This is a genomic window from Mesorhizobium sp. M0060 (assembly GCF_040323155.1).
In the GTDB taxonomy this organism is placed as follows: domain Bacteria; phylum Pseudomonadota; class Alphaproteobacteria; order Rhizobiales; family Rhizobiaceae; genus Mesorhizobium.
Window position 1 is genome coordinate 42,571 of record NZ_JAMYUP010000004.1, and the last position, 24,406, is coordinate 66,976.

Consider the following 24,406-nt stretch of genomic DNA (forward strand, 5'->3'; position numbering starts at 1 on the left):
TTGAAAAGATCAGGCGATGGCGGTCGTCTGGACGGCTTTGGCCATGTCGACGATCGTCCATCCTGGCCGGTATGGATTGGGCCGACGACCCGTTTCGCGAAAGCCATGGGCTTTGTACAGTGCGATGTTCCGTTCCATCCTGGCATTGGTATAGAGCCGCACCTCGGGCAAGCTCCACAGGCGGGTCTGTTCCTCGGCCCAGTTGAGCAGCGCGACGCCGAAACCCTTGCCTTGAAAGGCCGGCGCGACGGCGACGCTGAAGATCATCGTATGGTCTGGGTGCCGTTCGAGAACGACCAGGCCGGCCGGCTGTCCATCTTGCTCTGAAAGCCAGACCTCGCCGCGTTCGATGCGCAGCGCATAGTCTTCGGTGACAGGGATCGGTGGCGCCGAGCAAGGCGGTGTAGGGCGCGTAGGCGGCGCCGGTCAGCCGGACGACAGCATCAAAATCACCGGCAAACGCTCTTCTGATCTTCATTTGAAGGTTCTTCCAAACGCTAGCCAGTCCTCATTCACTCCGCCGCTTCGCGCTTACCCCCGGGCCTTCGTTCCAGCAACTCCCTCAGGAACTGCCCGGTATAGCTGCGTTTTTCGCGGGCGATGTCCTCCGGCGTGCCGGACGCCACCAGCTCGCCGCCGCCGTCGCCGCCCTCGGGGCCGAGATCGAGTACCCAGTCGGCGGTCTTGATCACCTCGAGATTGTGCTCGATGACGACGACCGTGTTGCCTTGGTCGACCAGCTCGTGCAGCACTTCGAGCAGCTTGGCGACGTCGTGGAAATGCAGGCCGGTGGTCGGCTCGTCGAGGATGTAGAGCGTCTTGCCGGTCGCCTTGCGCGACAGTTCCTTGGCGAGCTTGATGCGCTGTGCCTCGCCGCCCGACAAAGTCGTCGCCTGCTGGCCGATATGGATGTAGCCGAGGCCGACCTGGTTCAACGTCTCCAGCTTGTCGCGCACGCCGGGCACGGCGGCGAAGAAATCGACGCCTTCCTCGACCGTCATGTCGAGCACATCGGCGATCGACTTGCCCTTGAACAGGACGTCGAGCGTCTCGCGGTTGTAGCGCTTGCCGTGGCAGACGTCGCAGGTGACGTAGACGTCGGGCAGGAAGTGCATTTCGATCTTGATGACGCCGTCGCCCTGGCACGCCTCGCAGCGGCCGCCCTTGACGTTGAACGAGAAGCGCCCCGGCTGGTAGCCGCGCGCCTTGGCTTCCGGCAGGCCGGCGAACCAGTCGCGGATCGGCGTGAAGGCGCCGGTATAGGTGGCGGGATTGGAGCGCGGGGTGCGCCCGATCGGCGACTGGTCGATGTCGATGACCTTGTCGAGGAATTCCAGCCCCTCGATGCGGTCGTGCTCGGCCGGATGCTCGCGCGAGCCCATGATGCGGCGCGACGCCGCCTTGAACAAGGTCTCGATCAGGAAGGTCGACTTGCCGCCGCCGGACACGCCGGTGACCGCGGTAAAGGTGCCGAGCGGAAGTTCGGCGGTGACGTTCTTCAGATTGTTGCCGCGTGCGCCGACGATCTTCAGCCGCCGGTTCTTCTTGGCCTCACGCCGCACCGAAGGCGCCGCCACTTCGAGTTCGCCAGACAGGTATTTGCCGGTGATCGAGGCGGGGGTGGCCATGATCTGCTGCGGCGTCCCCTGGGCGATGATGTGGCCGCCATGGATGCCGGCAGCCGGGCCCATGTCGACGACATAGTCGGCATGCAGGATGGCGTCCTCGTCATGCTCGACGACGATCACCGTGTTGCCGATGTCGCGCAGATGCTTCAGCGTGTCGAGCAGGCGGGCATTGTCGCGCTGGTGCAGGCCGATCGACGGCTCGTCCAGCACGTAGAGGACGCCGGTCAGGCCGGAGCCGATCTGCGAGGCGAGGCGAATGCGCTGGCTTTCGCCGCCCGACAGCGTGCCGGAGTTGCGCGACAGCGTCAGATAGTCAAGCCCGACATCGTTGAGGAAGCGCAGCCGCTCGCGGATCTCCTTGAGCACGCGCACCGCAATCTCGTTCTGCTTGTCGTTGAGGGAAGCAGGCAGATCGGTGAACCACTGGTCGGCCTTGCGGATCGACAGCTCGGTGACCTCGCCGATGTGCTTGCCGGCGATCTTGACCGCGAGCGCCTCCGGCTTCAGCCGATAGCCGCGGCAGGCCGGGCAAGGCGTGGCCGACATGAAACGCTCGATCTCCTCGCGCATCCAGGCTGATTCGGTTTCCTTCCAGCGGCGCTCGAGATTGGGAATGACGCCCTCGAAGGTCTTGGTCGTCTTGTAAGAGCGCAGGCCGTCATCATAGTGGAAGGTGATTTCGCGCTCGCCGGTGCCGTGCAGGATGGCTTGCTTTGCCTCCTCGCTCAAATCCTTGAACTTGTCGCCAAGCTTGAAGCCATAGGCAACGCCCAGCGCTTCCAGCGTCTGCGCATAATAGGGCGAGGTCGACTTCGCCCACGGGCTGACGGCGCCGGCACGCAGCGAGACATTCTCGTCGGGCACGACCAGGCTGGCGTCGATGGCGCGCTGGCTGCCGAGACCGTCACAGGTCGGGCAGGCGCCGAACGGATTGTTGAACGAGAACAGCCTGGGCTCGATCTCGGGAATGGTGAAGCCGGATACCGGGCAGGCGAACTTTTCCGAGAACAGCATGCGCTCATGCGTCTCGTTCTTCGACTTGTTGACCGAATCCTCGCCGGTTTGGCTGGCGTCGAGCGGCTTGTCGGCGAACTCGGCCACCGCCAGTCCGTCGGCCAGCTTCAGCGCGGTCTCGATGGAGTCGGCGAGCCGCGTCGCCAGATCGCCGCGCACGACGATGCGGTCGACGACGACGTCGATGTCGTGCTTGTACTTTTTGTCCAGCGCCGGGACGTCGGCGATCTCATAGAAGACGCCGTCGACCTTGACGCGCTGAAAGCCCTTCTTCTGCAACTCGAGCAGTTCCTTGCGGTACTCGCCTTTGCGGCCGCGCACCATCGGCGCCAGAATGAACAGCCGGGTGCCTTCCTCGACCGCAAGCACCCGGTCGACCATCTGCGAAACCGTCTGGCTCTCGATCGGCAGGCCGGTGGCCGGCGAATAGGGGATGCCGACGCGGGCGAACAAAAGCCGCATATAATCGTAGATCTCGGTGACAGTGCCGACCGTCGAACGCGGGTTCTTCGAGGTGGTCTTCTGCTCGATGGAGATGGCCGGCGACAGGCCGTCGATCTGGTCGACGTCCGGCTTCTGCATCATTTCGAGGAATTGCCGTGCATAGGCCGAAAGGCTCTCGACATAGCGGCGCTGGCCTTCGGCATAGATGGTGTCGAAGGCAAGCGACGACTTGCCGGACCCCGACAGCCCGGTCATGACGATCAGGCTGTCACGCGGCAGGTCGAGATCGACATTCTTCAGATTGTGTTCGCGTGCCCCGCGAATGGAAAGATATTTATGGTCGGCCATCGCCGGTCGCCGCCTCAGAATCTGGAATTCGTGGGATGGGCGGGTTTTCCCGACCACCCCCCTATGTAGGTAATTTCGCCGCCTTTTCGAGAGACGCCACAACTCTCGACCAAAGCGTTTAACCGTCTTTCGCGCGAACGGGCAAGCGGAAAGAACAAAGGCCGAACACGCTCCTGACAAAAGCTGCCCGTGCAGCCGGCTTCACAAAGCGTCTCGCGATCACATTTTTCGGTAAATCGGCTATTCAAGGTTGACGTCCCTGCGCCATGGGGGCAGACTCCAAACGTCAACGAAGCCGGCCGTCTTTCGATGGCCTCGCGGCCTGGGGCCAGCCTGCGAGACGCTGCAGGGTATGCGATGAGCGCTTCGATGACGACAGTCACAACGAACAGAAGGAGAGCAGAGGCATGACTCCACCGGATAGTTCCTTGAGGCTCCACGTGTCGCTGGAGCCGCGGCAGGTATAAGTGGCCAGGGTCAGGCGTTTTCGCCGCCCGTTAAACGTTGATCTGCCGATCCCCACAAAAATCAGAGACTGCTAGTCGGATCGTCGGCTGAACGCCGCGAAGCATCCGAAATAAAAAGCCGGCAGTACACTCCCGGCAATTTGGATTTCAGATCCAAGAAGCCCCGTCAGTTGCAAAAGCAATGGCGGGGCTGTTCGTTTGAGGCGCAACGATTGTGGTGCATACCAGGCGAACTTACCGGCTGGAGGGCCTGATCCCGCCGGTAGCGACATCGATAGTTATGCTACCGGAAATCCGAACATCGGTATCGCCGATCTTGGACGTGCCGTTGCCGCTGCTGGGAACCGCGTCGTCGGGCTCGGGCTGCGGGGCTGGCTCGGCGATGCGATAGTCGCTGGTCACACCGGGCAGGGCGCCCTTTTGCGAAGACGTCGAACTATCTTGGGCAAATGCCGTGCCGACCAGCATGTTCGTGCCGGCAATGGCGACGGCGGCAAAGCGCAATATGCTGGATGAACGGCAGGCGATCATCGCCGGACTATAATGCCGCGATAGCGGCAGGACCAGACCGGCGGCGCTGAATTGCGGGCGCTCAATCGCCGCAGTTCCGTCCGCCGGCTCCGCTCGTTCACGCGGCCTGTTTGCGAGTGTCGAAAACATGGTCGACAAGGCCCCAATCCTTGGCCTCCTGGGCGGTCATGAAAAAGTCGCGGTCGAGCGTGCGTTCCACTTCTTCGTAGGTGCGGCCGCAATGGTGGGCGTAAAGATCGGTCATGCGCCGCTTGGTGCGAAGGATGCCCTCGGCATGGCGCTGGATGTCGGAGGCTTGGCCCTGGAAGCCGCCGAGAGGCTGATGCAGCACGATGCTGGTGTTGGGCAGCGCGATACGCCGCCCCGGCGTGCCCGCCATCAAAAGGAACGAGGCCATCGAGGCGGCAAAGCCCATACAAACGGTGGAGACCGGGCAGCTGATGTACTGCATCGTATCGTAGATGGCGAAACCGCTGGTCACCACGCCGCCCGGCGAGTTGATGTAGAGCGAGACCTCCTTGTCGGGATTGTCGGATTCCAGCGACAGAAGCTGGGCGCAGACCAGCGCCGAGGTGCCGTCATCGATCGGCCCGTTGATGAAGACGATGCGCTCGCGCAGCAGCCGCGAAAATATGTCGAAGGCGCGTTCGCCGCGGCTCGACTGCTCGATCACCATTGGGACCAGGTTGGCAAGGCCGCTCATCGTTTCTCTCCGTTGACTATTGTCGTTCAGGCCGCGCGCCGGAAGAGGCGCGGGGTGTTTGCGGCGATCTGCTTGTGGCTGGGATTGCTTGCTTCAAACGAAAGCCTGCAGCCGGCGCCTGCCATCGCGATCTCTGGCATCGCTGCCCGGGCAAAACCATCATGGACGATGCGCAGATGCGTGCCCCCGGAAACGGTGCGGTCGAGCGTAAAGGTGACGATGCTGTCGATTGGGCTGTCCGTTGGACTGTCGAGCGGGGCCTGCGCATCGCCGGGCGCCGGCCGTTCCCGCCAGGAATACCGCAGCAGGCGTCCGGGATCCGCGTCGAGGATTTCGCACTCGATCGGCGCCTCCGGCGTTTTAAAGGCAAAGCGGCTACCGATTTCGGGCTTTATGTCGTTCGGCATCATCCAGGCCGCGAGCAGGTCCGGCACTGTCAACGCCCGCCACACCTTTTCCGGCGGGTCGGGCAACTCGCACTCGAACTCGATCTTGTCTGCCGCCATTTCCGCGTGTTCTTTGCCTCGGCTGGTCATTGGTCCATATCCTTCAAAACCGTCTTGAGCCTTTCAATGCGCTCTGGCCAGAATGCACGGTAGCGTTCGATCCAGCCGAGCAGCGGCGCAAGCCCCTTCGGATCGGCGCGGTAATAGGCGTTGCGGCCAGCCCGTCGCTCGACCACAAGGCCGGCGCCGCGCAGCACGGCCAGATGCTGCGATACCGCCGGCTGCGATACCGGCATGCCAGTGCGCAGTTCCGACACCGTCATCTCGCCGTCGGCGAGCCGCTCATAGACGGCGCGACGCGTTGGATCGGCCAGCGCCCGAAAAATCTCTGCTTCGATCATGCCGAAAGCATAAGTCGATACTTATCGGTTTGGCAAGCGAAGTTTTTTAAGACAAGCGGTGTTTTAAGACAGGCGAGGTTTTACAAACTCTCTGGGAGCCAGCGTCTCACCATGTCGGGGGATCCGTTGAACGTCGCCTCGAAAACTGGTGACGCGAGCACGGCATGGATATGAAGCATTTCGGAGCCGACGTTTCTGAAGCCATGTTGCCTGCGCGCGGCAACAACAAGCGACTGTCCAGCAGTCAAGACGAGATGCTCTTGGTCGATCCACATCTCGGCCTTGCCAGCGATGACGGTAAGCACTTCCTCGACCCGGTGCCAATGGGTCGGGGCGCCAACCGCCGGTTCGACCCATTGTTCAAATATGCAAAGTTGAGTTGCGCCGTTGCGGGCCGAGACATGCATGCGGGTCTTTACTCCCGCTCGCCATTCTTCTTGCGGCTGGTCGTCGTGCGCAATCATCTTCATTGCGTTCGCCTCGATCTCATGGTTCGTGGAAATTCGACGCCAAGACACTACTTGTTACTGACAACTATTGACAGTGCAGGGCCTTTAGCCTAGAACGAAAAGAGAACAAAAACCTTGTGGGAAAAGGCAGCCACGGCAGGCGGGGATCGTCCGCAGCCTGTAAGGTGCAGCGACAAAAGTTTGGTTTCGGATAAGCGCGGAGAAGTGTCATGGCGGGTAGCGTCAACAAGGTCATTCTGGTGGGCAACCTCGGGGCGGACCCTGAAATCCGCCGCCTGAATTCGGGTGACCTGGTCGTCAACATCCGCATCGCCACCTCGGAAAGCTGGCGCGACAAGACGTCAGGAGAGCGCAAGGAAAAGACCGAGTGGCACAATGTCGTGATCTTCAACGACCAGATCGCCAAGGTGGCCGAGCAGTATCTGAAGAAGGGCATGAAGGTCTATGTCGAGGGCCAGCTGCAGACGCGCAAGTGGCAGGACCAGACCGGCAATGACCGCTATACGACCGAGGTCGTGCTGCAGAAATTCCGCGGCGAGCTGCAGATGCTCGATGCGCGGGGCGAGGGCGGCGGCCAGGTCGGCAACTATGCCGGTGGTGGTGCGAGCCGCGGTTCCGATTTCGGCCAGTCCGGCCCCGGCGAAAGTTTCAATCGCGGCGGACCCAACAAGGGCGGCGGTGGTTCGTCGCGCGAGCTGGACGACGAAATCCCGTTCTGATTTCTCGGGGCGGACTACCCTTACGGCGAAAAACGCCAGCTACTTGGCCACGAATTGGCGTCCTGAAAATCTGTCTTGGATTTTCGGGACGCTGTGCGTTTGAGCGGTGAAAGGACGTATCAAGTGAAAGCACGGGTCAAATGGGTCGAGGAGCGCACTTTCGTCGGCGAGTCCGCCAGTGGGCACAAGCTGGTCCTAGGTACTGCGTTGGGACCGGAAGGCAAGACGCCGGGGCCGAGCCCAATGGAACTGGTGCTGATCGGCACCGGCGGCTGTTCGGCCTATGACGTGGTCCATATCCTCGAAAAGGGGCGCGAGGCGGTCGAAGATTGCGTGGTCGAACTCGATGCTGATCGCGCAGAAGCCGATCCCAGGGTGTTCACCCGCATCCACATGCATTTCGTCGTCAAGGGCCGGGCGCTGTCGCACGACAAGGTGAAGCGGGCTATCGAGCTTTCGATCCAAAAATACTGCTCGGCCTCGGCAATGATGGCCAAGACCGCCGTGATCACCCACGACTTCGAAGTCATTGAGACGGCAAAGTAAGACAGTTTCCTACGTCGCCATCAGCGCCTTGATGCCATCGGCGACGAACTGTACGGCGAGCGCCGCCAGGATGACGCCCAGCAGCCTTGTCAGGATCGAACGGCCAGTTTGGCCAAGGATACGGTCGATGCGCTCTGACAGCACGAATACCAGATAGGTGATGACAAGGCAGATCGCGATGATGCCGACAAGGGCTGCCTGTGCGCCAAAACCCTGAAACGAGCTTGAGAGCAGAACGGTCGCCGAAATCGCGCCGGGACCGGCAATAAGCGGGATCGCCAGCGGAAAGGCGGCGATGTTGTGGATCATGTCCCTGGTGATGGCGACGTCGCCGATCTTCTCCTTGCGGTCCTGCCGGCGCTCGAACACCATTTCGAAGGCGATGAAGAACAGCAGGAAGCCGCCGGCGACGCGGAAGGCCGGCAGGGTGATGCCGAACACCGACAGGATCGACGCACCGGCGACGGCAAACAGCGCCATCACCAGGAAAGCAATGATCGAGGCGCGCACGGAGACCTGGTTGCGCTCCTCGCGGTTCATGCCGCGGGTCACGGCGAGGAAAAGCGGCGCCAGGCCAGGCGGGTCGATGGTCACGAGAATGGGCGTTGAACAGGCTGTTGAAGCTCGGCATCTCTGACCCTCCCCGCCGGGCCGTGCCCGAATACTGGCATTGGTAGAGCAAAGCAGGGTTAGTGGAAACCGTTTGAGCTGCGGGAATTCGGCAACCTTGATGGGGTAGGATGAGCCTAGCCGGCCGCTCCGCAATAGGCCTCGATGCGATAGCCGTCCAGGTCGATAACAAAGGCGGCGTAGTAATTTTCGCCATAGCCGGCGCGCAGGCCAGGCGTGCCATTGTCGCTGCCTCCTGCACGCAAGGCGCCCGCATGGAAGGCATCGACGTTGCTCCGCGTCGGCGCCGCAAAGCAGAAATGCAGGCCGGACTCGCCGTCTGCTGAAACCGGGCGCTGAGCCTCGTTCACCCACACAGCGCAACACCTTGCGCGCCATAGCCGAGCGAGCCCGGCGACTGGCTGAGACAGGTATAGCCGAGCGGCTTCAGCGCGGCATCGTAGAAACGCTTCGAGGCGTCGGTATCGCGGACACCTATTGAAACATGGTCAAGCATGGTTTTCTCCTTTTTTACAATGTATTGGGCTGTCAAGTGTCGGCTGTTCTGTGGGCCAGAAACTCGACCTCGAGACGCCAGGTGGCGCCGTCGTCCTGCGAGCGCTCGCCCAGCCAGCGGAAGGAATTTCCGGTGATTTGGGAAAAGCTCCAGCGCACTGAAGCGCCGGTACCGTCTGCGCCCAATTGGACGATCGTATCGCCCTCGGCGCGGCCGAGCTGGCGGCTGTAATACTGGCTGCGCGGATCGCTCCAGAAGATGTGCCAGGCATCGACGCCGGGGTCGTAGACGCGCAACGTCGTGCCGTAGAAGGTCCATTTACCGAGCGAAGGCGAGGCACCTGCGTCACGGGCGGGCAGGATCCACACGTCCTGGATCGCCCGGCCCTCCAGGACCCAGCCGAAATGCACCTCGCCGCGCCCGGTCAGCACCGAACCGTCCTCGAGATGGCGTGTGGCATCGAATGTCCAGGCGCCGACGAAACGGCCGTAAAGGTCCAGTTTTTCGGCAAGGGCCGGTGCGGGCCAATCGCTGTGCAAGGCTTTGGCAAAAGAATTGGACATGGCTTCGCTCTCATCGTGTCAGGAGACCGGCAGGCATAGTGACTGACAGTGTTCTGCGCTTGGGAAAAATTGCTATCTTTCGGTGATGACGACGAGCGCGCATAGGCTGGCGTCGGGCCGAGGCTGGCAGGTGTCGGATGTCATCTGCACCGCCAGTGCCGCCGACAGGCCATTCGAGGAGGAGCATCGGGATTTCTGCGTCGCCGCCGTCACCAGCGGCACCTTCCGTTATCGCGCGCGCCAGGGCACGGCGATGCTGGCGCCGGGGGCGCTCCTGCTCGGCAATCCCGGCACATGCTACGAGTGCGGCCACGAGCATGGCGCCGGCGACCGCTGCCTCTCCTTCCATTTCGGACCGGCCTATATGGAGCGGATCGTCGCCGACGTGCCGGGCGCGAAGCAGCTTGATTTCAGGATGCCGCGCCTGCCGCCATTGCCGGCGCTGGTGCCGCTGCTCGCCGAAGCAGAGGCGGCGCGCGAGATGGCCGACACCGGCGCCTTCGAGGAATTCGCCCTGCGCATTGCCGGTGCGGCGGTGACAGCGGCTTGCGGCGCTACGGAAGGGCAACGCGCGCCGAGCCGCCGCGACCAGAAACGCATCGCCGAAGCGGTGCTGCGCATCGAAGTCGATGCCGACCGACCGATCTCGCTTGCCGAACTCGCCGATCAGACCGCCACCAGTCCTTACCATTTCCTGCGCACCTTCCGGCACGTTGCCGGCATGACGCCCTACCAGTTCCTGCTGCGGACCCGGCTGCACAAGGCCGCCGTGCGGTTGCGGACGTCAGATCAGGCGATTTCGGCGATCGCCTTTGCGGCGGGATTCAACGATCTATCGACCTTCAACCGCCGTTTCCGGCGGCTGATGGGCGAGACGCCGGGTACTTATCGCGCCCGCCGGCGACGCTCGTGAAAGGGTGCCACGGCCATATCGTCGCAATTGGTGTATCCTTTTGAATTTGCCGCTAAAAACGACACTGGAAAACTGCCGCGATTGTTGGAGTTTCGGGCCGGCTTCCTATATAAGCACCAAGTGATTCCTGATTAGATTGTGATCCGATTTGACCGACCAAAAGACACCGCGCGGCGCCGACGGCGGCCCCACCGGCATCGAGCCGATATCCATCATCGAGGAGATGCAGCGCTCCTATCTCGATTACGCCATGAGCGTGATCGTCAGCCGTGCGCTGCCGGACGTGCGCGACGGCCTTAAGCCGGTGCATCGCCGCATCCTCTACGCCGCCTATGAGAGCGGCTATCACTGGAACCGCAAATATGTGAAATCGGCACGCCCGGTCGCCGACGTGATGGGTAAATACCATCCGCATGGCGACGCCTCGATTTATGACGCTTTGGTGCGCATGGCGCAGGATTGGTCGCTGCGCGTTCCGCTGATCGACGGGCAAGGCAATTTCGGCTCGATCGACGGCGATCCGCCGGCGGCGATGCGCTACACAGAATCGCGGCTGACCAAGGTCGCGCATGAGTTGCTGGAAGACATCGACAAGGACACCGTCGATTTCCAGGACACTTATGATGCGTCCGGCAGCGAACCGAAAGTCCTGCCGGCGCGCTTCCCGAACCTGCTGGTCAACGGCTCCGGCGGTATCGCCGTCGGCATGGCCACCAACATCCCGCCGCACAATCTGGGCGAGGTCTGCAACGGCGCCATTGCCCTCATCGACAATCCGGCGATCGATCTGCCGGCGCTGATGGAGATCATTCCTGGACCGGATTTCCCGACCGGCGGCATCGTGCTCGGCCGTTCCGGCATCTACAGTGCCTATTCGACCGGCCGCGGTTCGATCGTCATGCGCGGCCGTGTCAATATTGAGCAACGCGGCAACGACCGTGAATCGATCATCATCACCGAGGTTCCCTATCAGGTGAACAAGTCGTCGATGATCGAGAAGATGGCCGAGCTGGTGCGCGACAAGCGCATCGAGGGCATTTCCGACATCCGCGACGAGAGCGACCGCCAGGGCTACCGCGTCGTCATCGAACTGAAGCGCGACGCGGTCGCCGACGTCATCCTCAACCAGCTCTATCGCTTCACCCCGCTGCAGACGTCCTTCGGCGCCAATATGGTGGCGCTGAACGGCGGCAAGCCAGAATTGCTGACGCTGACCGACATGCTGAAGGCGTTCGTCGCCTTCCGTGAGGACGTGATCAGCCGGCGCACGAAATTCCTGCTGCGCAAGGCGCGCGACCGCGCCCATGTGCTGGTCGGCCTTGCCATCGCCGTCGCCAATATCGATGAAGTCATCAAGCTGATCCGCACCGCGCCGGATCCGCAGACGGCGCGCGAGCAGTTGATGGAGCGGCGCTGGCCTTCGGGCGACGTGGAATCGCTGATCCTTTTGATCGACGATCCGCGCCACCGCATCAACGAGGACGGCACCTACAATCTATCCGAGGAGCAGGCCCGCGCCATCCTCGAACTGCGTCTGCAGCGCCTGACCGCGCTCGGCCGCGACGAGATCGCCGACGAGTTGAACACGATCGGCGACGAGATCAAGGATTACCTGGACATCCTGTCGTCCCGCGCCCGCATCCAGCAGATCGTCAAGGACGAGCTCATCGCCGTGCGCGACGAGTTCGGCACGCCGCGCCGCACCGAGCTCGCCGAGGGCGGGGCGGACATGGAAGACGAGGACCTGATCCAGCGCGAAGACATGGTCGTCACCGTCAGCCATTCCGGCTATATCAAGCGCGTGCCGCTGTCGCTCTACCGGGCGCAGCGCCGCGGCGGCAAGGGCCGCTCCGGCATGTCGACCAAGGAAGAGGATTTCGTCACCCGGCTGTTCGTCGCCAACACACACACGCCGGTGCTGTTCTTCTCCTCGCGTGGCATCGTCTACAAGGAAAAGGTCTGGCGCCTGCCGATCGGCAACCCGCAGTCACGCGGCAAGGCGCTGATCAACATGCTGCCGCTCGAACAGGGCGAGCGCATCACCACCATCATGCCGCTGCCTGAGGATGAGACGAGCTGGGGCGAGCTCGACGTGATGTTCGCCACCACGCGCGGCACCGTGCGTCGCAACAAGCTTTCCGACTTCGTCCAGGTCAACCGCAACGGCAAGATCGCCATGAAGCTGGACGAGGAAGGCGACGAGATCCTCGGCGTCGAGACCTGCACCGACAATGATGACGTGCTTTTGACAGCAAGTTCCGGCCAGTGCATTCGCTTTCCGGTCAGCGACGTACGCGTCTTCCAAAGCCGCAATTCGGTCGGTGTGCGCGGCATCGTTATGGCCGATGGCGACCGGGTGATCTCGATGGCGGTGATCGAGCACGTCGATGCGCCGCCGGCCGAGCGCGCCGCCTATCTCAAGCGGGTGGTGGCTGAACGCCGGCTCGCCGCCGACATTGCGGCCAGCGAGGAGGAAGAGATTCAGCTTACCAATGAGGAGGTCGGCGAAGAGGCGGAGCTTTCCGACGAGCGCTACGAATTCCTCAAGGCGCATGAGCAGTTCGTGTTGACGGTGACGGAATATGGCTACGGCAAGCGTTCGTCGTCGTACGATTTCCGTCTGACCGGTCGCGGCGGCAAGGGTATCCGCGCCACCGACGTTTCGAAAACAGCCGAAATCGGCCGTCTGGTGGCGACCTTCCCGGTCGGCAATGACGATCAGATCATGCTGGTTTCGGATGGCGGCACCGTCATTCGCGTCCCGGTCAACGGCATTCGTTTCGCCAGCCGCGCCACCAAAGGCGTTACCATCTTCAATACCGCAGAGGGCGAGAAGGTCGTGTCGGTGGAGCGGATTTCGGAGCCGCAAGCGGACGAAGAGATCGAAGAGAGTGTCGAGGCTGAAGGTGGCGCTGCTACCGATGCGGAAGGTGGGGAGCCTGACAACAACAACGTCGAGTGAGTTGCCACGACAATGCCAGCCCGATAGGTCGGCCCGATAGGTCGGCGTTGTCAACAAACAATCTAGAAGTGGCGATAAGGCTTGCGGCTGCCGAAGCCTTCGAACCGTTTGGTATTGGCCTTGGCGCGGACGCGCTGTGCCTCCTGATGCAACCCGAATACGGTAGCGATCAGCATGGCGACGGTCATTGCGGTGGCAAGCATGTAGATCAGCATGTGCGTGTTCTCCTGCGCCTACCAACGATTAGATGGGTGTTTGGTTTCATCTTCTGCAGCTGTAACTTGGTGAACACTGCGTGAAGCCGTTGTGACCGGCACATTCATCTGTCGTTCACGTCGGCCAAAAGGTTCATGGGGCGGGCCTGCTGATCGGATTTGCCTTTAGGGGAGAGGCTCGCTAGAAGCACCTGCCATGACCGAACGCATCGCCCTTTATGCCGGCTCTTTCGACCCGCTGACCAACGGCCATCTCGACGTGCTGAAAGCGTCGCTGGCCGTGGCGGACACCATCTATGCGGCGATCGGCATCCATCCCGGCAAGAAGCCATTGTTTTCCTTCGAGGAACGGGTTGGCCTGATCGAAACGGCAGCCAAGGCGGAATTCGGCAGCGACGGTGCGCGCATCAAAGTGGTCGCCTTCGACGGTCTGGTCATCGATGCGGCCAGGAAGCATGGCGCCTCGATCATGATCCGCGGCCTGCGCGACGGCACCGATCTCGACTACGAGATGCAGATGGCCGGCATGAATGAGACCATGGCGCCGGAGCTGCAGACGGTTTTCCTGCCAGCCAGTCCCTCGGTGCGCACCATTACCGCCACACTTGTGCGCCAGATAGCTTCGATGGGAGGCGACATCCGCCCCTTCGTGCCGGCGGCGGTGGCTGGCGCGCTCACCGCCAAATTCGCGAAATAAATGCACGTCGCCCAAAAGTGGAACCCGGTTTTGGGTAACGACATGCATGAACGAAGATATTCGGAGAAAGATCCCATGCAGCTGAAAAAGCTTGCCTCGTTGCTTGTCATGCTTGCCGGTCTTGTGACCGCATCCGTGTCGGCCTTTGCTGCCGATTCGGAAAACACCATGATCATAACGCTGAAGGACGGCGACGTGACCATCGCGCTGAGGCCCGATCTTGCGCCGAAACACGTCGCGCAGATCAAAAAGCTGGTGCGCCAGGGCGCCTACGACAACGTCGCCTTCCACCGTGTCATCGACGGCTTCATGGCGCAGACCGGCGACGTCAAGTTCGGCAACATGAAGAGCGGCTTCAATGCCGACGCCGTCGGCACCGGCGGTTCCGATCTTCCCGACCTGCCGGCCGAATTCTCCAGCACCGAGCACTACCAGCGCGGCGTGGTCGGCATGGCCCGTTCCGACGATCCGAATTCCGCCAATTCGCAATTCTTCATCATGTTTGCGCCGGCACCGCCGCTCGATGGCCAGTACACCATCGTCGGCAACGTCGTCAGCGGCATGGAACTGGTGGACCACATCAAGAAAGGCGACGAGGCGCAGAACGGGACGGTGACCGAACCCGATCGCATGATCAAGGTGCGCATCGCCGCGGACGGCAAGTAAACCCAAGTTTCAAAAGGATATTCTGACATGGCCGAGATTAAGGACCGCGAGAACGCGCTCATCATGGACACGACCAAGGGCAAGGTCGTCATCGAACTGTTCCCAGACCTGGCGCCCGGCCATGTCGGCCGTATCAAGGAACTGGCGCGCGAAGGTGCCTATGACGGTGTAGTCTTCCACCGCGTCATCGACGGGTTCATGGCGCAGACCGGCGACGTGAAATTCGGCAATTCCAACAAGCCGTCTTTCGCGCCGTCCCGCGCCGGCACGGGCGGCTCCGACAGGCCCGACTTGAAGGCCGAGTTCTCCAATGCCAACCATGGCCGCGGCACCTGCTCGATGGCGCGCTCGCAGAACCCGAACTCGGCTAATTCGCAGTTCTTCATCTGCTTCGACGATGCCGCCTTCCTTAACCGCCAGTACACTGTATGGGGCCAGGTCATCGAAGGCATGGACAATGTCGACAAGATCAAGCGCGGCGAACCGGTGCAGGATCCCGACAAGATCGTCTCGCTCAAGGTCGCGGCCGACGTGAAATGACCAGCCGGGCTGTCGCGGCCATCGCACTTGTGCTCGTCGCGGCGGCCACTCCGGCGCTGGCGACGGAATCGATCGTTTGCAGCGCCGACGGCGGCGCGGCATCGATCGACGTGCTGATGGGACACACAGCCGTCATTGCGGTGGCGCGCGTGTGGCTGGATGCCGGCGGCAAGACATGGACCACGGACGGCCAGCCTGGTTCGACGAAAGTCATCGTCGGACAGGCATTCGAAGACGACGAGCGTATGCTGATCGATCTCACTGATGAGGGCCTCAGCTCGATCGTCGCCAAATTGCGGCTGGTCAAGGCCAGCGAGCAGTCCGGTTCCGCAATGGGCGGTACGCTGAGCATAGACGGTGTCGGCGCCTGGGTGGTGACCTGCCCGGAACCTTGAGGCGGGGATTTCTTGCGCGTCGACCTTTTCGACTTCGATCTGCCGGAGGAGCGCATCGCGCTTCGCCCGGCCGAGCCGCGCGACAGGGCCCGGATGCTGGTGGTCAGGCCGGGTGAGGGGCTCGCGGACCGGACGGTGCGCGACCTGCCGTCCCTGCTCGAGACCGGAGATTTGCTGGTCTTCAACGACACCAAGGTCATTCCGGCGCAGCTGAAAGGCATCAGGCGGCGCGGGGAGGCAGCGGCGCAGGTCGAAGCCACGCTGCATATGCGGACGGCGCCCGACCGCTGGCTCGCCTTCATGCGGCCGGGCAAGCGCGTCGCCGCCGGCGATCGCATCCATTTCGGTCATGATGCCAATTCCTGCTTTCTCGGCCAGCTCGATGCGACCGTGATCGAGAAGGGGGAAGGTGGCGAGGTGCTGCTCGGCTTCGACCTGTCAGGTCCGTTCCTCGATGAGGCGCTGCACGCCGTCGGCCACATTCCGCTGCCGCCCTACATCGCCTCCAAGCGTGACGACGACGAGCGGGACCGCAGCGACTATCAGACCATCTATGCCAGGGAGGAGGGCGCCGTGGCCGCGCCGACGGCGGGTCTGCATTTCACGCCGGAGCTGTTTGCCGCGCTCGACGCCAAGGGTATCGAGCGCCGTTTCGTCACGCTGCATGTCGGCGCCGGCACGTTTTTGCCGGTGAAGGCGAACGACACCGCCGATCACAAGATGCACGCCGAAACCGGTTCGGTCAGCCAGGAAACCGCCGAGGCGCTGAATGCGGCGAAAGCAAGAGGAGGGCGCATTGTCGCCGTCGGCACGACATCGCTGCGCTTGCTAGAGAGCGCGGCTGGCGAGGACGGCAGGCTGGCCGCATGGTCGGGCCCGACCGACATCTTCATCACCCCCGGCTATCGCTTCAAGACCGCCGACATGCTGATGACCAATTTCCATCTACCGCGTTCGACGCTGTTCATGCTGGTTTCGGCCTTCTGCGGTTTGCAGACGATGCGCGCGGCCTATGCGCATGCCATCGAGAACCGCTACAGGTTCTATTCCTATGGAGACGCAAGTCTTCTGTTCAGGGAGGATAACGATGGACGATGACCTGGAAACCTTCGACCGCGAAGCCTTGTTCGCCGAGGTCAGGAAACTGCGCGCCGGCATCCGCCAACACCGCGACGCCACCGGCCATGATCTGTGCTGGCATCATCCCGACCTCTGGTCGCTTTTGCCTGAAAAGACCGAGCCGGCGATTGCCGTGCCGCCCTGGCCGAAATTCATGCGCGGCTGCATCCGCTACCGGCAGTCGCTCGATAAGCAGGCTCCGGACGCGCCGGTGTTCGACAAAGAGTTCGATGGCTAGGGAGTTCGATGGCTAGGGAGTTCAATGACTAACGCATTCACCTTCAAGGTGCTGGCGACCGACGGCAGGGCGCGGCGTGGTGTAATCACCATGCCGCGCGGGGAGATCCGCACGCCCGCCTTCATGCCGGTCGGCACCGGCGGCACGGTGAAGGCCATGTATATGCATCAGGTGCGCGGCGTCGGCTCGGACATCATTCTCGGCAACACCTATCACCTGATGCTGAGACCCGGCGCCGAGCGCGTGGCACGGCTCGGCGGCCTGCATGAATTCGCCCGCTGGCCGTATCCGATCCTGACCGACAGCGGCGGCTTCCAGGTGATGTCGCTGTCGAAGCTGAGGAAACTGACCGAGAACGGCGTGACCTTCCGCTCGCATATCGACGGCGCCGCCTACGAAATGTCGCCGGAGCGTTCGATCGAAATCCAGGGGCTGCTCGATTCCGACATCCAGATGCAGCTCGACGAATGCACTGCGCTGCCGGCCAAGGAGAAGGAGATCGAGCGCGCCATGGAGTTGTCGCTGCGCTGGGCCGAGCGTTGCAAAACGGCATTCGGCGAGCAGCCCGGCAAGGCGATGTTCGGCATCGTGCAAGGCGGCGACGTGCCGGACCTGCGGCTGCGCTCGGCGCAGGCGCTGAAGGCAATGGAGCTGAAGGGCTACGCGATCGGCGGGCTGGCCGTCGGCGAGCCGCAAGCGGTGATGCTGGAGATGCTCGACATCACTTGCCTGGAGCTGCCAGTTGACCGGCCGCGCTACCTGATGGGTGTCGGTACGCCGGACGACATCTTGAAGTCGGTGGCGCGCGGCATCGACATGTTCGATTGCGTGATGCCGACGCGGGCAGGGCGCCATGGCCTTGCCTACACACGGCGCGGCAAGGTCAATCTGCGCAACGCCCGCCATGCCGACGATCCGCGCCCGCTCGATGAGGAAAGCGACTGCCCGGCCGCACGCGACTATTCGCGCGCCTATTTGCACCATCTGGTGCGCTCGCAGGAGGCGCTTGGGGCGATGCTTCTGACCTGGAACAATCTGTCCTACTACCAGCAATTGATGCGCGACATTCGTGAAGCGGTCGAGGCTGGGAGGTTTGCCGAACAAGCTGAGATCATCACCCAACAATGGGCAAACGGTGACCTGCCCGTCCGCTAGGAACGGTCTTGATGGTCAGGCTCGAGGTGGGGAGCAGCACCTGCCATGAACTGTTTTGAAACGTCTGCCCAATAAGCATTGCCGGACTGCATTGGGCGAGGATCAAGAACCTGTTCGTTTCGGGACAAGTTTCAGTTCCCAGCACGACGGTGCGGACGAACGGCATCGCCGAGCCTTCGCCTTCGTCCTCCGTGGCGGTCCAGCGATGGACGGCTGGATCGTTGCTTGCCATTCTGGCGATCGCCATGATCGGGCTGGTCTTGCGCTTGCTGGGCGCGCGTGGCGACCTTTGGCTGGACGAGATCTGGAGCTTTGCGCTGATCGAGCCGCTGACCTCGATCGACCAGATATTCTGGCGCGTCAATCACGACAACAATCATTTCCTCAACTCGGTCTATCTCTATCTCATCGGCCCCGACGCCTCGCCGGGGATCCAGCGGGGCCTGTCGACAGCACTCGGTGTCGCCACGATCGTCGCGGCGGCGGCGACCGCCGCGCCGCGCGGACGACGGGCGATGATCGCCACAAGCCTGTTGTTTGCCGTGAGCTATCCAATGGTCCACTACGGCTCGGAGGCGCGTGGCTATGCCGGACTGGTACTGTTCACGCTGCTTTCGGTGGTTTTTCTGGAGCGCCGGCTCGACAACAAACGGTGGTCTGGCATGGCCTTGGCAGCGGCGATCCTTTTCGGGTTCCTATGCCACCTCACCATGATCGGAATGGTGGCAGTCCTCGCAATCTGGACCGCGTGGCTCGCTTGGCAGCGTACGGCGAAGATTGACCGTGTCGTTGCGGATCTGGCGTCAATCTTCCTGCCGGGCTTGCTTGCCGTGCTGCCGCTGGCTGCCTGCGTGTTTATCGGTGGCAGGCTGTTCGGCTTCAGTGTCGGTGGTGCTTCGCCGTTCTCGATTGCCGCCTTCGCGCAGGGCTATGGCGGGATGATCTGCTCTCTGTCCGGGCTGCCACCCTGGTTCGGCGACTGGCCCTGCATCGTTGCCGCCTGCGGCCTTGTCTGCCTATCCGCTGGTGTCTGGCGCGATCGCCGGGCCAGCCTCTATGCCGTCGGGATTATCGGACTGCCTTTGCTCATGGCGACGGCACATCTGCCCAACCTCGAGTTTCCGCGCTATTTCATCATCAACGGAACATTGCTGCTGCTTTGGGCCGGCGAGATGATTGGCCGCGGCTTGGATGCTCGCGGGACCGCCAGGCTACTTGCGATGGGAGCGCTGGCGCTCATGGTGAGCGGCAATATTTCGTCGCTGCTCCAGTTCTATCAGTATGGACGCGGCTCCTACGCCGCTATGGTCGATGAGATGACCAGGAACAGCGCTGCCGCCTATGCCAGCAACAGTGATTTCCGCACCGCCATGGTCGTCGATTATTTTGCGGCACGGATGGATCGTCGGGCTTTGCTGGTTCCAGACGATAGGATGTGCGCCGAACGGCCGGCGTGGCTGATCCTCGAGGGGGACGTGGACAAACAAGCTGAACATGTCGAACCGACGGCCGCATGCGCTCTGGCGTATGAACGGGCCGATCGGTCGACATTGGGGGTTTTCAGGCCTAAGCTGGACGCTCTACCGGCGACAGGATTGAAACAGCTCTGCCTCTCGTCAAGCGCCCCTCAGGTGCTGAGCGACGTGGACGCGCGCAGGCTGCAGCCGGTGATCCGAAAGCTGCCGTCAGGCTGTAGTTCGAGCGTGTAGACCGCCTCGTAGTCCTTGCCGTCCGGGCCGACGATCAGCACCTGCTGGACGATCGAGGTCGGGCTCGTCTCCCGAACCTTGCCGAAGGAGTAGATCTGCGGCTGGCGCACCGGCGGATAGCCGTTGGTCACCATGTTCATGAAGCTATCGACGGTCGGAAAGGTGCGTTTCACATTCGGTGCGGCAAAGCTGTAGGCCGTCGCTCCGTCATTGGCGATGAAGGCCCTCAACTGACCATCGATGACCGTCTGCGCCGCCTTGACTTCGGCGTCGCCAGCAAAGGCCCGGGATGCGAAAATGAGTGGAACGACTGCGAATGCGAAAAACGTACGGCGCATGGCCTGTCTCCGTTATTCCCCGAGAAGTCGCTGTCCGAAGATACATGATACCATACGCTTTGCAGGGGTTCAGGGTTTCAGCCGAGCACAAATATTCGGCGCGGCAGCCTGTGTCCAAACCGAGCATGCATTGTCGAGGCGAGAACCGCCTGAGCGATGGCCGATGCTTGAAAGGCGGGCGGCAGTCTGCCACAAGGGCCGCTCGATTATACCTAGAGCGTGCGATCTTGGGCAGGACCAGGCAATGAAGGCATTTTTCGTGCAGATAAAGTGCGATCTGGGCAAAGCCTATGACGTTGCCAGCGCTTTGGCCGATGCCGAGATCGCTTCGGAAATCTATTCGACAGCCGGAAATTACGATCTGCTCGCCAAATTCTATGTCGACGACGAGGAAGACATCGGCCACTTCGTCAACGAGAGAGTGCAGATTCTCCCCGGCATCAAGGATACGTTCACGGTCGTCACTTTTCGCGCGTTTTGATCTGCATCCGGCATTTGCCCGGACACGAGGCAAAGCCTGACCACGGCCCTATCGGTGCTGCCTTAATTTTAGGCAACCGCGATATACTGATCGCCGGCGCCTGCCAAATCACCGATTGCGCTTGATTTTCTCCAGCGACGCCAGTGAAATGGCGTCACAGGGGAGTATGCGATTGGCAGCGTTCGATGAAATGCTTCCGGAAGTTTCCGGGCTGAGAAAACCATATTCGGCTTACGATCGCTGGCTGAAGGAACAGGACCCGGCCAGGCTTACCGAGAAGATGCAGGACGCCGAACGCGTCTTCCGCAAGACCGGCATCACCTTCGCCGTTTATGGCGAGCAGGAAGCGTCGGAGCGGCTGATCCCCTTCGACATCGTTCCACGCATCATCTCAGGCAATGAATGGCGGCGGCTGACGCAAGGCATCGAGCAGCGCGTCCAGGCGCTGAACGCCTTTCTCGACGACATCTACCATCGCCAGGAGATCTTGCGCGCCGGCCGCGTGCCGAAGGAGTTGATCGCCAAGAACGAGGCGTTCCTGCCCGAGATGATCGGGGTGCGGCCGCCGGCCGGCGTCTATACCCATATCATCGGCGTCGACATCGTGCGCATCAGCGAGAACGAGTTCTACGTGCTGGAGGACAATGCGCGCACGCCGTCCGGCGTCTCCTACATGCTGGAGAACCGCGAGACGATGATGCAGCTCTTTCCCGAGCTGTTCCAGCAGATCAAGGTTCGGCCGGTGGAGAATTATCCGCAGCTCTTGCGCCAGTCGCTGGCGGCGGTGCGGCCGCAAAGCACCAAGGGCGCGCCGACCATTGCCGTGCTGACGCCGGGCAGCTTCAACTCAGCCTATTTCGAACATGCCTTCCTTGCCGACCAGATGGGCGTGCAGCTTGTCGAGGGGCAGGATCTGCGTGTCGTCGACGGCCATGTCGCGATGCGAACGACCGAGGGCTACAAGCAGATCGACGTGCTCTACCGGCGTGTCGACGACTCGTTCCTCGATCCGCTGACCTTCCGTCCGGATTCCGCCCTTGGCGTGCCGGGCATCATGGACGTCTACCGCGCCGGCAATATCACCATCGCCAATGCGCCGGGGACCGGCATAGCTGACGACAAGGCGATTTATTCCTACATGCCCGAGATCGTCGAATTCTACACGGGCCGCAAGGCGATGCTTGGCAACATCCCGACCTGGCGCTGCTCGGAACTGGACAGCTTGAAATATGTGCTCGAGCACATCGACGAACTGGTGATCAAGGAAGTCCACGGATCCGGCGGTTACGGCATGCTGGTCGGGCCGGCGGCGACCAAGAAGGAATGCGAGGAGTTTTCCAAGAAGCTCGCGGCAAAACCATCGAACTACATCGCCCAACCGACGCTGGCGCTGTCGACCTGCCCCATCCTGACGGACAAGGGGCTGGCGCCGCGCCATGTCGATCTGCGCCCCTATGTGCTGGTTTCCGACCGTATCCAGATCGTGCCCGGCGGGCTGACCCGAGTAGCGCTCAAGGAAGGCTCGCTGGTCGTCAATTCCTCGCAAGGCGGCGGCACGAAGGACACGTGGGTGTTGGATGATTAGCGCGAATACCGAGTGGTAAATAGTGAATAGTGAATAGTGAATTAGTGAATAGATAAGGATGACATGTCGTTGATGTTGGTGAAATGCCCTGAAGTGAAGCACGCGGCGCCGTGCCCTACAAAAATCTGGCCATTCACCCTTCACTATTCACCATTCACTATTCACCACAGGACTGCCTAATATGCTTCTCGGCCGCACCGCCAACGGGCTCTACTGGATGAACCGCTATATCGAGCGGGCGGAAAACATGGCACGGTTGGTGGATGCCGGGCTGCGCATGGCGCTGACTCGTACTCAGAACGCTTCGGAGGAGTGGAATTCGGTGCTGCTCAGCGCCGGCTCGGACGCCAGCTTCACTCAGAAATATTCGGACTACACCGCCGCCAAGGTCGCCGACTACCTGCTGCGCGACACCTCGAACCCGTCGAGCACGATGTCGTCGATCGAAACGGCCCGTAACAATGCCCGCATGGTGCGCACCGCATTGACGCGCGAAACCTGGGAAAGCATCAACGAAGCCTGGATGTCGCTGAAGCGGATGCTGGCCAAGCCGATCGACGAGCGCGACCTGCCCAGCGTGCTCGACGCAATCAAACGCGAGACGGCGCTGATCCGCGGCTCGTTCTACGGCACCATGCTGCGCAACGAGATCTTCGATTTCTCGCAGCTCGGCACTTACGTCGAACGCGCCGACAACACCGCGCGCATCCTGGACGTGAAGTACTACGTGCTGTTACCATCGATCTCCTGGGTCGGCTCGACGCTCGACAACTACCAGTGGGAATCGATCCTGCGCTCGGTGTCGGCGCACCGTTCCTACCGCTGGGTCTATGACGCCGATTACAAGCCGAGCAACATCGCCGATTATCTGATCCTCAACGTTCGCATGCCGCGCTCGCTGACCTTTTGCTATCGCTTCCTGACGGAGCATCTCAAATTCCTGGGTGACGACTATGGTGAGCGCCACGCCTGTCATGCGACGGCCGCCAAGACCCATTCCATGCTGACGGCCGGCTCGATCAAGGACATTTTCGACGCTGGCCTGCACGAATTCCTGGCCAATTTCATCCGCGACAACACCAGGCTCGGCGACGAGATCGCGCAGGATTACAGGTTCTATTGAGCATGATCCCAAAAAGCGGAGACCAGTTTTCGGAAAAGCTCCAAGGACGAGAGCGATGCGGCTGAAGATCACTCACCGGACCGAATACCGCTACGATGCGCCGGTGCATTATCTGTTGCAGCGGTTGCGGCTGCTTCCGGTGAACGGGCGCACGCAGACGGTGCTGTCCTGGGCGCTGAGGATCGAAGGCGCGCGCGAGGAAGTGCGCTTCACCGATCATTTCGGCAATGATACCCGGCTGTTGAGCGTGGAGGGCGAGCGCGACTTCATTACCGTCGAAGCTGCCGGCGAAGTGGTGACGCGCGACACCGCCGGCGTCAGCGGACCGCACCAGGGTTTCGCGCCGCTCTGGCTGTTCGGCCAGGAAACGCCGCTGACGACGATCGGCAGCGGTATTCGCGAGCTCGCTGCCTCCGTAGGCAAGGGCACCGACATCGAAAGGCTGCATCGGTTGATGGCGGTGATCGGCGAGCGCGTCGCTTATACGCCGGGCACCACCAACGCGACGACGCCGGCCGAAGAGGCCCTGGCGCTCAAGACCGGCGTTTGCCAGGACCACAGCCACATCTTCGTTGCCGCCGCGCGCGCCATGGATTTTCCGGCCCGCTATATCAGCGGCTATCTGATGATGGATGCAGCGATCGAGCAGGCAGCAAGCCACGCCTGGGCCGAGGCGCATGTCTCGGGCCTCGGCTGGGTCGCCTTCGATGTCGCCAACGGCATTTCTCCCGACGAGCGCTATGTAAAGGTGGCGACCGGCCGCGATTATCGCGACGCTACGCCGGTGTCGGGAATTCGGCTGGGACAGGCGGAAGAACAGCTTGCGGTCACCGTCACCGTGGAGCAGTAATCCCCGGCAAGATT

At 62.0% G+C, this 24,406-nt stretch carries 26 protein-coding genes and 3 pseudogenes; 16 read left to right on the top strand and 13 right to left on the bottom strand.

The genetic code is table 11. The features are described from left to right. Positions 1–9: 9 nt before the first annotated feature. The 7 genes and pseudogenes from NKJ94_RS05680 to NKJ94_RS05710 all read right to left on the bottom strand — a co-directional run bounded on the left by NKJ94_RS05680 (position 10) and on the right by NKJ94_RS05710 (position 6,452). Positions 10–478 (bottom strand): annotated as a pseudogene (locus NKJ94_RS05680) (GNAT family N-acetyltransferase). 34 nt (positions 479–512) lie between these two features. Next, positions 513–3,434 carry an excinuclease ABC subunit UvrA gene (uvrA, locus tag NKJ94_RS05685; RefSeq protein ID WP_352523467.1) on the bottom strand — a complete coding sequence of 974 codons (2,922 nt, stop codon included), beginning with the start codon at positions 3,432–3,434 and terminating at the stop codon, positions 513–515. A 701-nt stretch (positions 3,435–4,135) separates the two neighbouring features. Continuing rightward, the gene (locus NKJ94_RS05690) at positions 4,136–4,432 is read right to left on the bottom strand and encodes a hypothetical protein (protein ID WP_502904174.1); all 297 of its coding nucleotides are present in this window, start codon (positions 4,430–4,432) and stop codon (positions 4,136–4,138) included. A gap of 97 nt (positions 4,433–4,529) precedes the next feature. Beyond that, a complete protein-coding gene (locus NKJ94_RS05695; RefSeq protein ID WP_254817374.1) occupies positions 4,530–5,135 on the bottom strand; it encodes an ATP-dependent Clp protease proteolytic subunit in 606 nt (201 codons plus the stop codon). A gap of 26 nt (positions 5,136–5,161) precedes the next feature. Then, positions 5,162–5,671, bottom strand: a complete 510-nt coding sequence (locus tag NKJ94_RS05700; protein ID WP_352523470.1) for an SRPBCC family protein — start codon at positions 5,669–5,671, stop codon at positions 5,162–5,164. Continuing rightward, entirely contained in the window at positions 5,668–5,982 is a 315-nt protein-coding gene (locus NKJ94_RS05705; RefSeq protein ID WP_292653450.1) for an ArsR/SmtB family transcription factor, read from the bottom strand. Before NKJ94_RS05705 ends, NKJ94_RS05700 begins: the two co-directional genes overlap by 4 nt. Before the next feature lie 80 nt (positions 5,983–6,062). After that, positions 6,063–6,452, bottom strand: coding sequence for a cupin domain-containing protein (locus NKJ94_RS05710; RefSeq protein WP_352523472.1), 390 nt, complete (start codon positions 6,450–6,452; stop codon positions 6,063–6,065). Positions 6,453–6,661: 209 nt separating this feature from the next. On the opposite strand from NKJ94_RS05710, the gene ssb reads away from it, so the two are divergent. Both ssb and NKJ94_RS05720 read left to right on the top strand, forming a co-directional pair. After that, positions 6,662–7,171 (top strand): single-stranded DNA-binding protein, encoded by a 510-nt coding sequence (ssb, locus tag NKJ94_RS05715; protein WP_352523473.1) that lies wholly within the window; start codon positions 6,662–6,664, stop codon positions 7,169–7,171. A 123-nt stretch (positions 7,172–7,294) separates the two neighbouring features. Beyond that, positions 7,295–7,717, top strand: coding sequence for an OsmC family protein (locus NKJ94_RS05720; protein ID WP_352523475.1), 423 nt, complete (start codon positions 7,295–7,297; stop codon positions 7,715–7,717). A gap of 9 nt (positions 7,718–7,726) precedes the next feature. Here the strand turns inward: NKJ94_RS05720 and NKJ94_RS05725 are convergent. The 3 genes and pseudogenes from NKJ94_RS05725 to NKJ94_RS05735 all read right to left on the bottom strand — a co-directional run bounded on the left by NKJ94_RS05725 (position 7,727) and on the right by NKJ94_RS05735 (position 9,406). Continuing rightward, positions 7,727–8,348 (bottom strand): annotated as a pseudogene (locus tag NKJ94_RS05725) (MarC family protein). 115 nt (positions 8,349–8,463) lie between these two features. After that, a pseudogene (locus NKJ94_RS05730) lies at positions 8,464–8,843 on the bottom strand (VOC family protein). Positions 8,844–8,875: 32 nt separating this feature from the next. Then, complete coding sequence (locus NKJ94_RS05735) at positions 8,876–9,406, bottom strand: hypothetical protein (RefSeq protein WP_352523476.1); 531 nt, start codon at positions 9,404–9,406, stop codon at positions 8,876–8,878. Positions 9,407–9,491: 85 nt separating this feature from the next. On the opposite strand from NKJ94_RS05735, the gene NKJ94_RS05740 reads away from it, so the two are divergent. Together NKJ94_RS05740 and gyrA are read left to right on the top strand one after the other, a co-directional pair. Continuing rightward, the gene (locus tag NKJ94_RS05740) at positions 9,492–10,319 is read left to right on the top strand and encodes a helix-turn-helix transcriptional regulator (protein WP_352523849.1); all 828 of its coding nucleotides are present in this window, start codon (positions 9,492–9,494) and stop codon (positions 10,317–10,319) included. 148 nt (positions 10,320–10,467) lie between these two features. Next, entirely contained in the window at positions 10,468–13,281 is a 2,814-nt protein-coding gene (gyrA, locus tag NKJ94_RS05745) for a DNA gyrase subunit A (RefSeq protein WP_352523477.1), read from the top strand. Positions 13,282–13,343: 62 nt separating this feature from the next. On the opposite strand, the gene NKJ94_RS05750 is transcribed toward gyrA, so the two are convergent. Further along, on the bottom strand, positions 13,344–13,496 hold the full coding sequence (locus tag NKJ94_RS05750; protein WP_352523479.1) for a hypothetical protein: 153 nt from the start codon (positions 13,494–13,496) through the stop codon (positions 13,344–13,346). 196 nt (positions 13,497–13,692) lie between these two features. Here NKJ94_RS05750 and coaD point away from each other — a divergent pair, with 196 nt between their 5' ends. The 7 genes from coaD (at position 13,693) to tgt (ending at position 18,306) form a co-directional block, all read left to right on the top strand. After that, a complete protein-coding gene (gene coaD / locus NKJ94_RS05755; protein WP_352448768.1) occupies positions 13,693–14,193 on the top strand; it encodes a pantetheine-phosphate adenylyltransferase in 501 nt (166 codons plus the stop codon). 108 nt (positions 14,194–14,301) lie between these two features. Continuing rightward, on the top strand, positions 14,302–14,859 hold the full coding sequence (locus NKJ94_RS05760; protein WP_502896089.1) for a peptidylprolyl isomerase: 558 nt from the start codon (positions 14,302–14,304) through the stop codon (positions 14,857–14,859). A gap of 27 nt (positions 14,860–14,886) precedes the next feature. After that, positions 14,887–15,399 (top strand): peptidylprolyl isomerase, encoded by a 513-nt coding sequence (locus tag NKJ94_RS05765; protein ID WP_352523482.1) that lies wholly within the window; start codon positions 14,887–14,889, stop codon positions 15,397–15,399. Continuing rightward, positions 15,396–15,794 carry a hypothetical protein gene (locus NKJ94_RS05770; RefSeq protein ID WP_352523483.1) on the top strand — a complete coding sequence of 133 codons (399 nt, stop codon included), beginning with the start codon at positions 15,396–15,398 and terminating at the stop codon, positions 15,792–15,794. The genes NKJ94_RS05765 and NKJ94_RS05770 overlap by 4 nt, the downstream gene beginning before the upstream one ends. 12 nt (positions 15,795–15,806) lie before the next feature. Then, on the top strand, positions 15,807–16,892 hold the full coding sequence (gene queA, locus NKJ94_RS05775; protein ID WP_352523485.1) for a tRNA preQ1(34) S-adenosylmethionine ribosyltransferase-isomerase QueA: 1,086 nt from the start codon (positions 15,807–15,809) through the stop codon (positions 16,890–16,892). Next, positions 16,882–17,151, top strand: coding sequence for a hypothetical protein (locus tag NKJ94_RS05780; RefSeq protein ID WP_352523486.1), 270 nt, complete (start codon positions 16,882–16,884; stop codon positions 17,149–17,151). Before queA ends, NKJ94_RS05780 begins: the two co-directional genes overlap by 11 nt. Before the next feature lie 24 nt (positions 17,152–17,175). Further along, on the top strand, positions 17,176–18,306 hold the full coding sequence (tgt, locus tag NKJ94_RS05785) for a tRNA guanosine(34) transglycosylase Tgt (protein ID WP_352523488.1): 1,131 nt from the start codon (positions 17,176–17,178) through the stop codon (positions 18,304–18,306). Here tgt and NKJ94_RS05790 read toward each other — a convergent pair. Further along, a complete protein-coding gene (locus tag NKJ94_RS05790; RefSeq protein WP_352523489.1) occupies positions 18,266–18,553 on the bottom strand; it encodes a hypothetical protein in 288 nt (95 codons plus the stop codon). The genes tgt and NKJ94_RS05790 overlap by 41 nt on opposite strands. On the opposite strand from NKJ94_RS05790, the gene NKJ94_RS05795 reads away from it, so the two are divergent. After that, entirely contained in the window at positions 18,552–20,015 is a 1,464-nt protein-coding gene (locus NKJ94_RS05795) for a glycosyltransferase family protein (RefSeq protein ID WP_352523490.1), read from the top strand. The genes NKJ94_RS05790 and NKJ94_RS05795 overlap by 2 nt on opposite strands. Here the strand turns inward: NKJ94_RS05795 and NKJ94_RS05800 are convergent. Further along, complete coding sequence (locus NKJ94_RS05800; RefSeq protein WP_352523491.1) at positions 19,934–20,353, bottom strand: DUF4864 domain-containing protein; 420 nt, start codon at positions 20,351–20,353, stop codon at positions 19,934–19,936. The genes NKJ94_RS05795 and NKJ94_RS05800 overlap by 82 nt on opposite strands. A gap of 244 nt (positions 20,354–20,597) precedes the next feature. Between NKJ94_RS05800 and NKJ94_RS05805 the strand changes: the two genes are divergently transcribed. The 4 genes from NKJ94_RS05805 (at position 20,598) to NKJ94_RS05820 (ending at position 24,392) form a co-directional block, all read left to right on the top strand. Further along, a complete protein-coding gene (locus NKJ94_RS05805) occupies positions 20,598–20,834 on the top strand; it encodes an Lrp/AsnC ligand binding domain-containing protein (protein ID WP_352523492.1) in 237 nt (78 codons plus the stop codon). Positions 20,835–21,006: 172 nt separating this feature from the next. Further along, positions 21,007–22,419, top strand: a complete 1,413-nt coding sequence (locus NKJ94_RS05810) for a circularly permuted type 2 ATP-grasp protein (RefSeq protein ID WP_352523494.1) — start codon at positions 21,007–21,009, stop codon at positions 22,417–22,419. Between the two features lie 181 nt (positions 22,420–22,600). After that, positions 22,601–23,542: an alpha-E domain-containing protein gene (locus tag NKJ94_RS05815; RefSeq protein ID WP_352523496.1), complete on the top strand. Its 942-nt coding sequence runs from the start codon at positions 22,601–22,603 to the stop codon at positions 23,540–23,542. A 55-nt stretch (positions 23,543–23,597) separates the two neighbouring features. Next, positions 23,598–24,392 carry a transglutaminase family protein gene (locus NKJ94_RS05820; protein WP_352523497.1) on the top strand — a complete coding sequence of 265 codons (795 nt, stop codon included), beginning with the start codon at positions 23,598–23,600 and terminating at the stop codon, positions 24,390–24,392. Positions 24,393–24,406 lie beyond the last annotated feature (14 nt).

What these genes read in the sequence shown, in the direction of transcription:
- uvrA (WP_352523467.1), bottom strand. Translation starts at nt 3,434, where the DNA reads ATGGCCGACCATAAATATCTTTCCATTCGCGGGGCACGCGAACACAAT.
- NKJ94_RS05690 (WP_502904174.1), bottom strand. Translation starts at nt 4,432, where the DNA reads ATGATCGCCTGCCGTTCATCCAGCATATTGCGCTTTGCCGCCGTCGCC.
- NKJ94_RS05695 (WP_254817374.1), bottom strand. Translation starts at nt 5,135, where the DNA reads ATGAGCGGCCTTGCCAACCTGGTCCCAATGGTGATCGAGCAGTCGAGC.
- NKJ94_RS05700 (WP_352523470.1), bottom strand. Translation starts at nt 5,671, where the DNA reads ATGACCAGCCGAGGCAAAGAACACGCGGAAATGGCGGCAGACAAGATC.
- NKJ94_RS05705 (WP_292653450.1), bottom strand. Translation starts at nt 5,982, where the DNA reads ATGATCGAAGCAGAGATTTTTCGGGCGCTGGCCGATCCAACGCGTCGC.
- NKJ94_RS05710 (WP_352523472.1), bottom strand. Translation starts at nt 6,452, where the DNA reads ATGAAGATGATTGCGCACGACGACCAGCCGCAAGAAGAATGGCGAGCG.
- ssb (WP_352523473.1), top strand. Translation starts at nt 6,662, where the DNA reads ATGGCGGGTAGCGTCAACAAGGTCATTCTGGTGGGCAACCTCGGGGCG.
- NKJ94_RS05735 (WP_352523476.1), bottom strand. Translation starts at nt 9,406, where the DNA reads ATGTCCAATTCTTTTGCCAAAGCCTTGCACAGCGATTGGCCCGCACCG.
- NKJ94_RS05740 (WP_352523849.1), top strand. Translation starts at nt 9,492, where the DNA reads ATGACGACGAGCGCGCATAGGCTGGCGTCGGGCCGAGGCTGGCAGGTG.
- NKJ94_RS05750 (WP_352523479.1), bottom strand. Translation starts at nt 13,496, where the DNA reads ATGCTGATCTACATGCTTGCCACCGCAATGACCGTCGCCATGCTGATC.
- coaD (WP_352448768.1), top strand. Translation starts at nt 13,693, where the DNA reads ATGACCGAACGCATCGCCCTTTATGCCGGCTCTTTCGACCCGCTGACC.
- NKJ94_RS05760 (WP_502896089.1), top strand. Translation starts at nt 14,302, where the DNA reads ATGCTTGCCGGTCTTGTGACCGCATCCGTGTCGGCCTTTGCTGCCGAT.
- NKJ94_RS05765 (WP_352523482.1), top strand. Translation starts at nt 14,887, where the DNA reads ATGGCCGAGATTAAGGACCGCGAGAACGCGCTCATCATGGACACGACC.
- NKJ94_RS05770 (WP_352523483.1), top strand. Translation starts at nt 15,396, where the DNA reads ATGACCAGCCGGGCTGTCGCGGCCATCGCACTTGTGCTCGTCGCGGCG.
- NKJ94_RS05780 (WP_352523486.1), top strand. Translation starts at nt 16,882, where the DNA reads ATGGACGATGACCTGGAAACCTTCGACCGCGAAGCCTTGTTCGCCGAG.
- tgt (WP_352523488.1), top strand. Translation starts at nt 17,176, where the DNA reads ATGACTAACGCATTCACCTTCAAGGTGCTGGCGACCGACGGCAGGGCG.
- NKJ94_RS05795 (WP_352523490.1), top strand. Translation starts at nt 18,552, where the DNA reads ATGATCGGGCTGGTCTTGCGCTTGCTGGGCGCGCGTGGCGACCTTTGG.
- NKJ94_RS05790 (WP_352523489.1), bottom strand. Translation starts at nt 18,553, where the DNA reads ATGGCGATCGCCAGAATGGCAAGCAACGATCCAGCCGTCCATCGCTGG.
- NKJ94_RS05800 (WP_352523491.1), bottom strand. Translation starts at nt 20,353, where the DNA reads ATGCGCCGTACGTTTTTCGCATTCGCAGTCGTTCCACTCATTTTCGCA.
- NKJ94_RS05805 (WP_352523492.1), top strand. Translation starts at nt 20,598, where the DNA reads ATGAAGGCATTTTTCGTGCAGATAAAGTGCGATCTGGGCAAAGCCTAT.
- NKJ94_RS05815 (WP_352523496.1), top strand. Translation starts at nt 22,601, where the DNA reads ATGCTTCTCGGCCGCACCGCCAACGGGCTCTACTGGATGAACCGCTAT.
- NKJ94_RS05820 (WP_352523497.1), top strand. Translation starts at nt 23,598, where the DNA reads ATGCGGCTGAAGATCACTCACCGGACCGAATACCGCTACGATGCGCCG.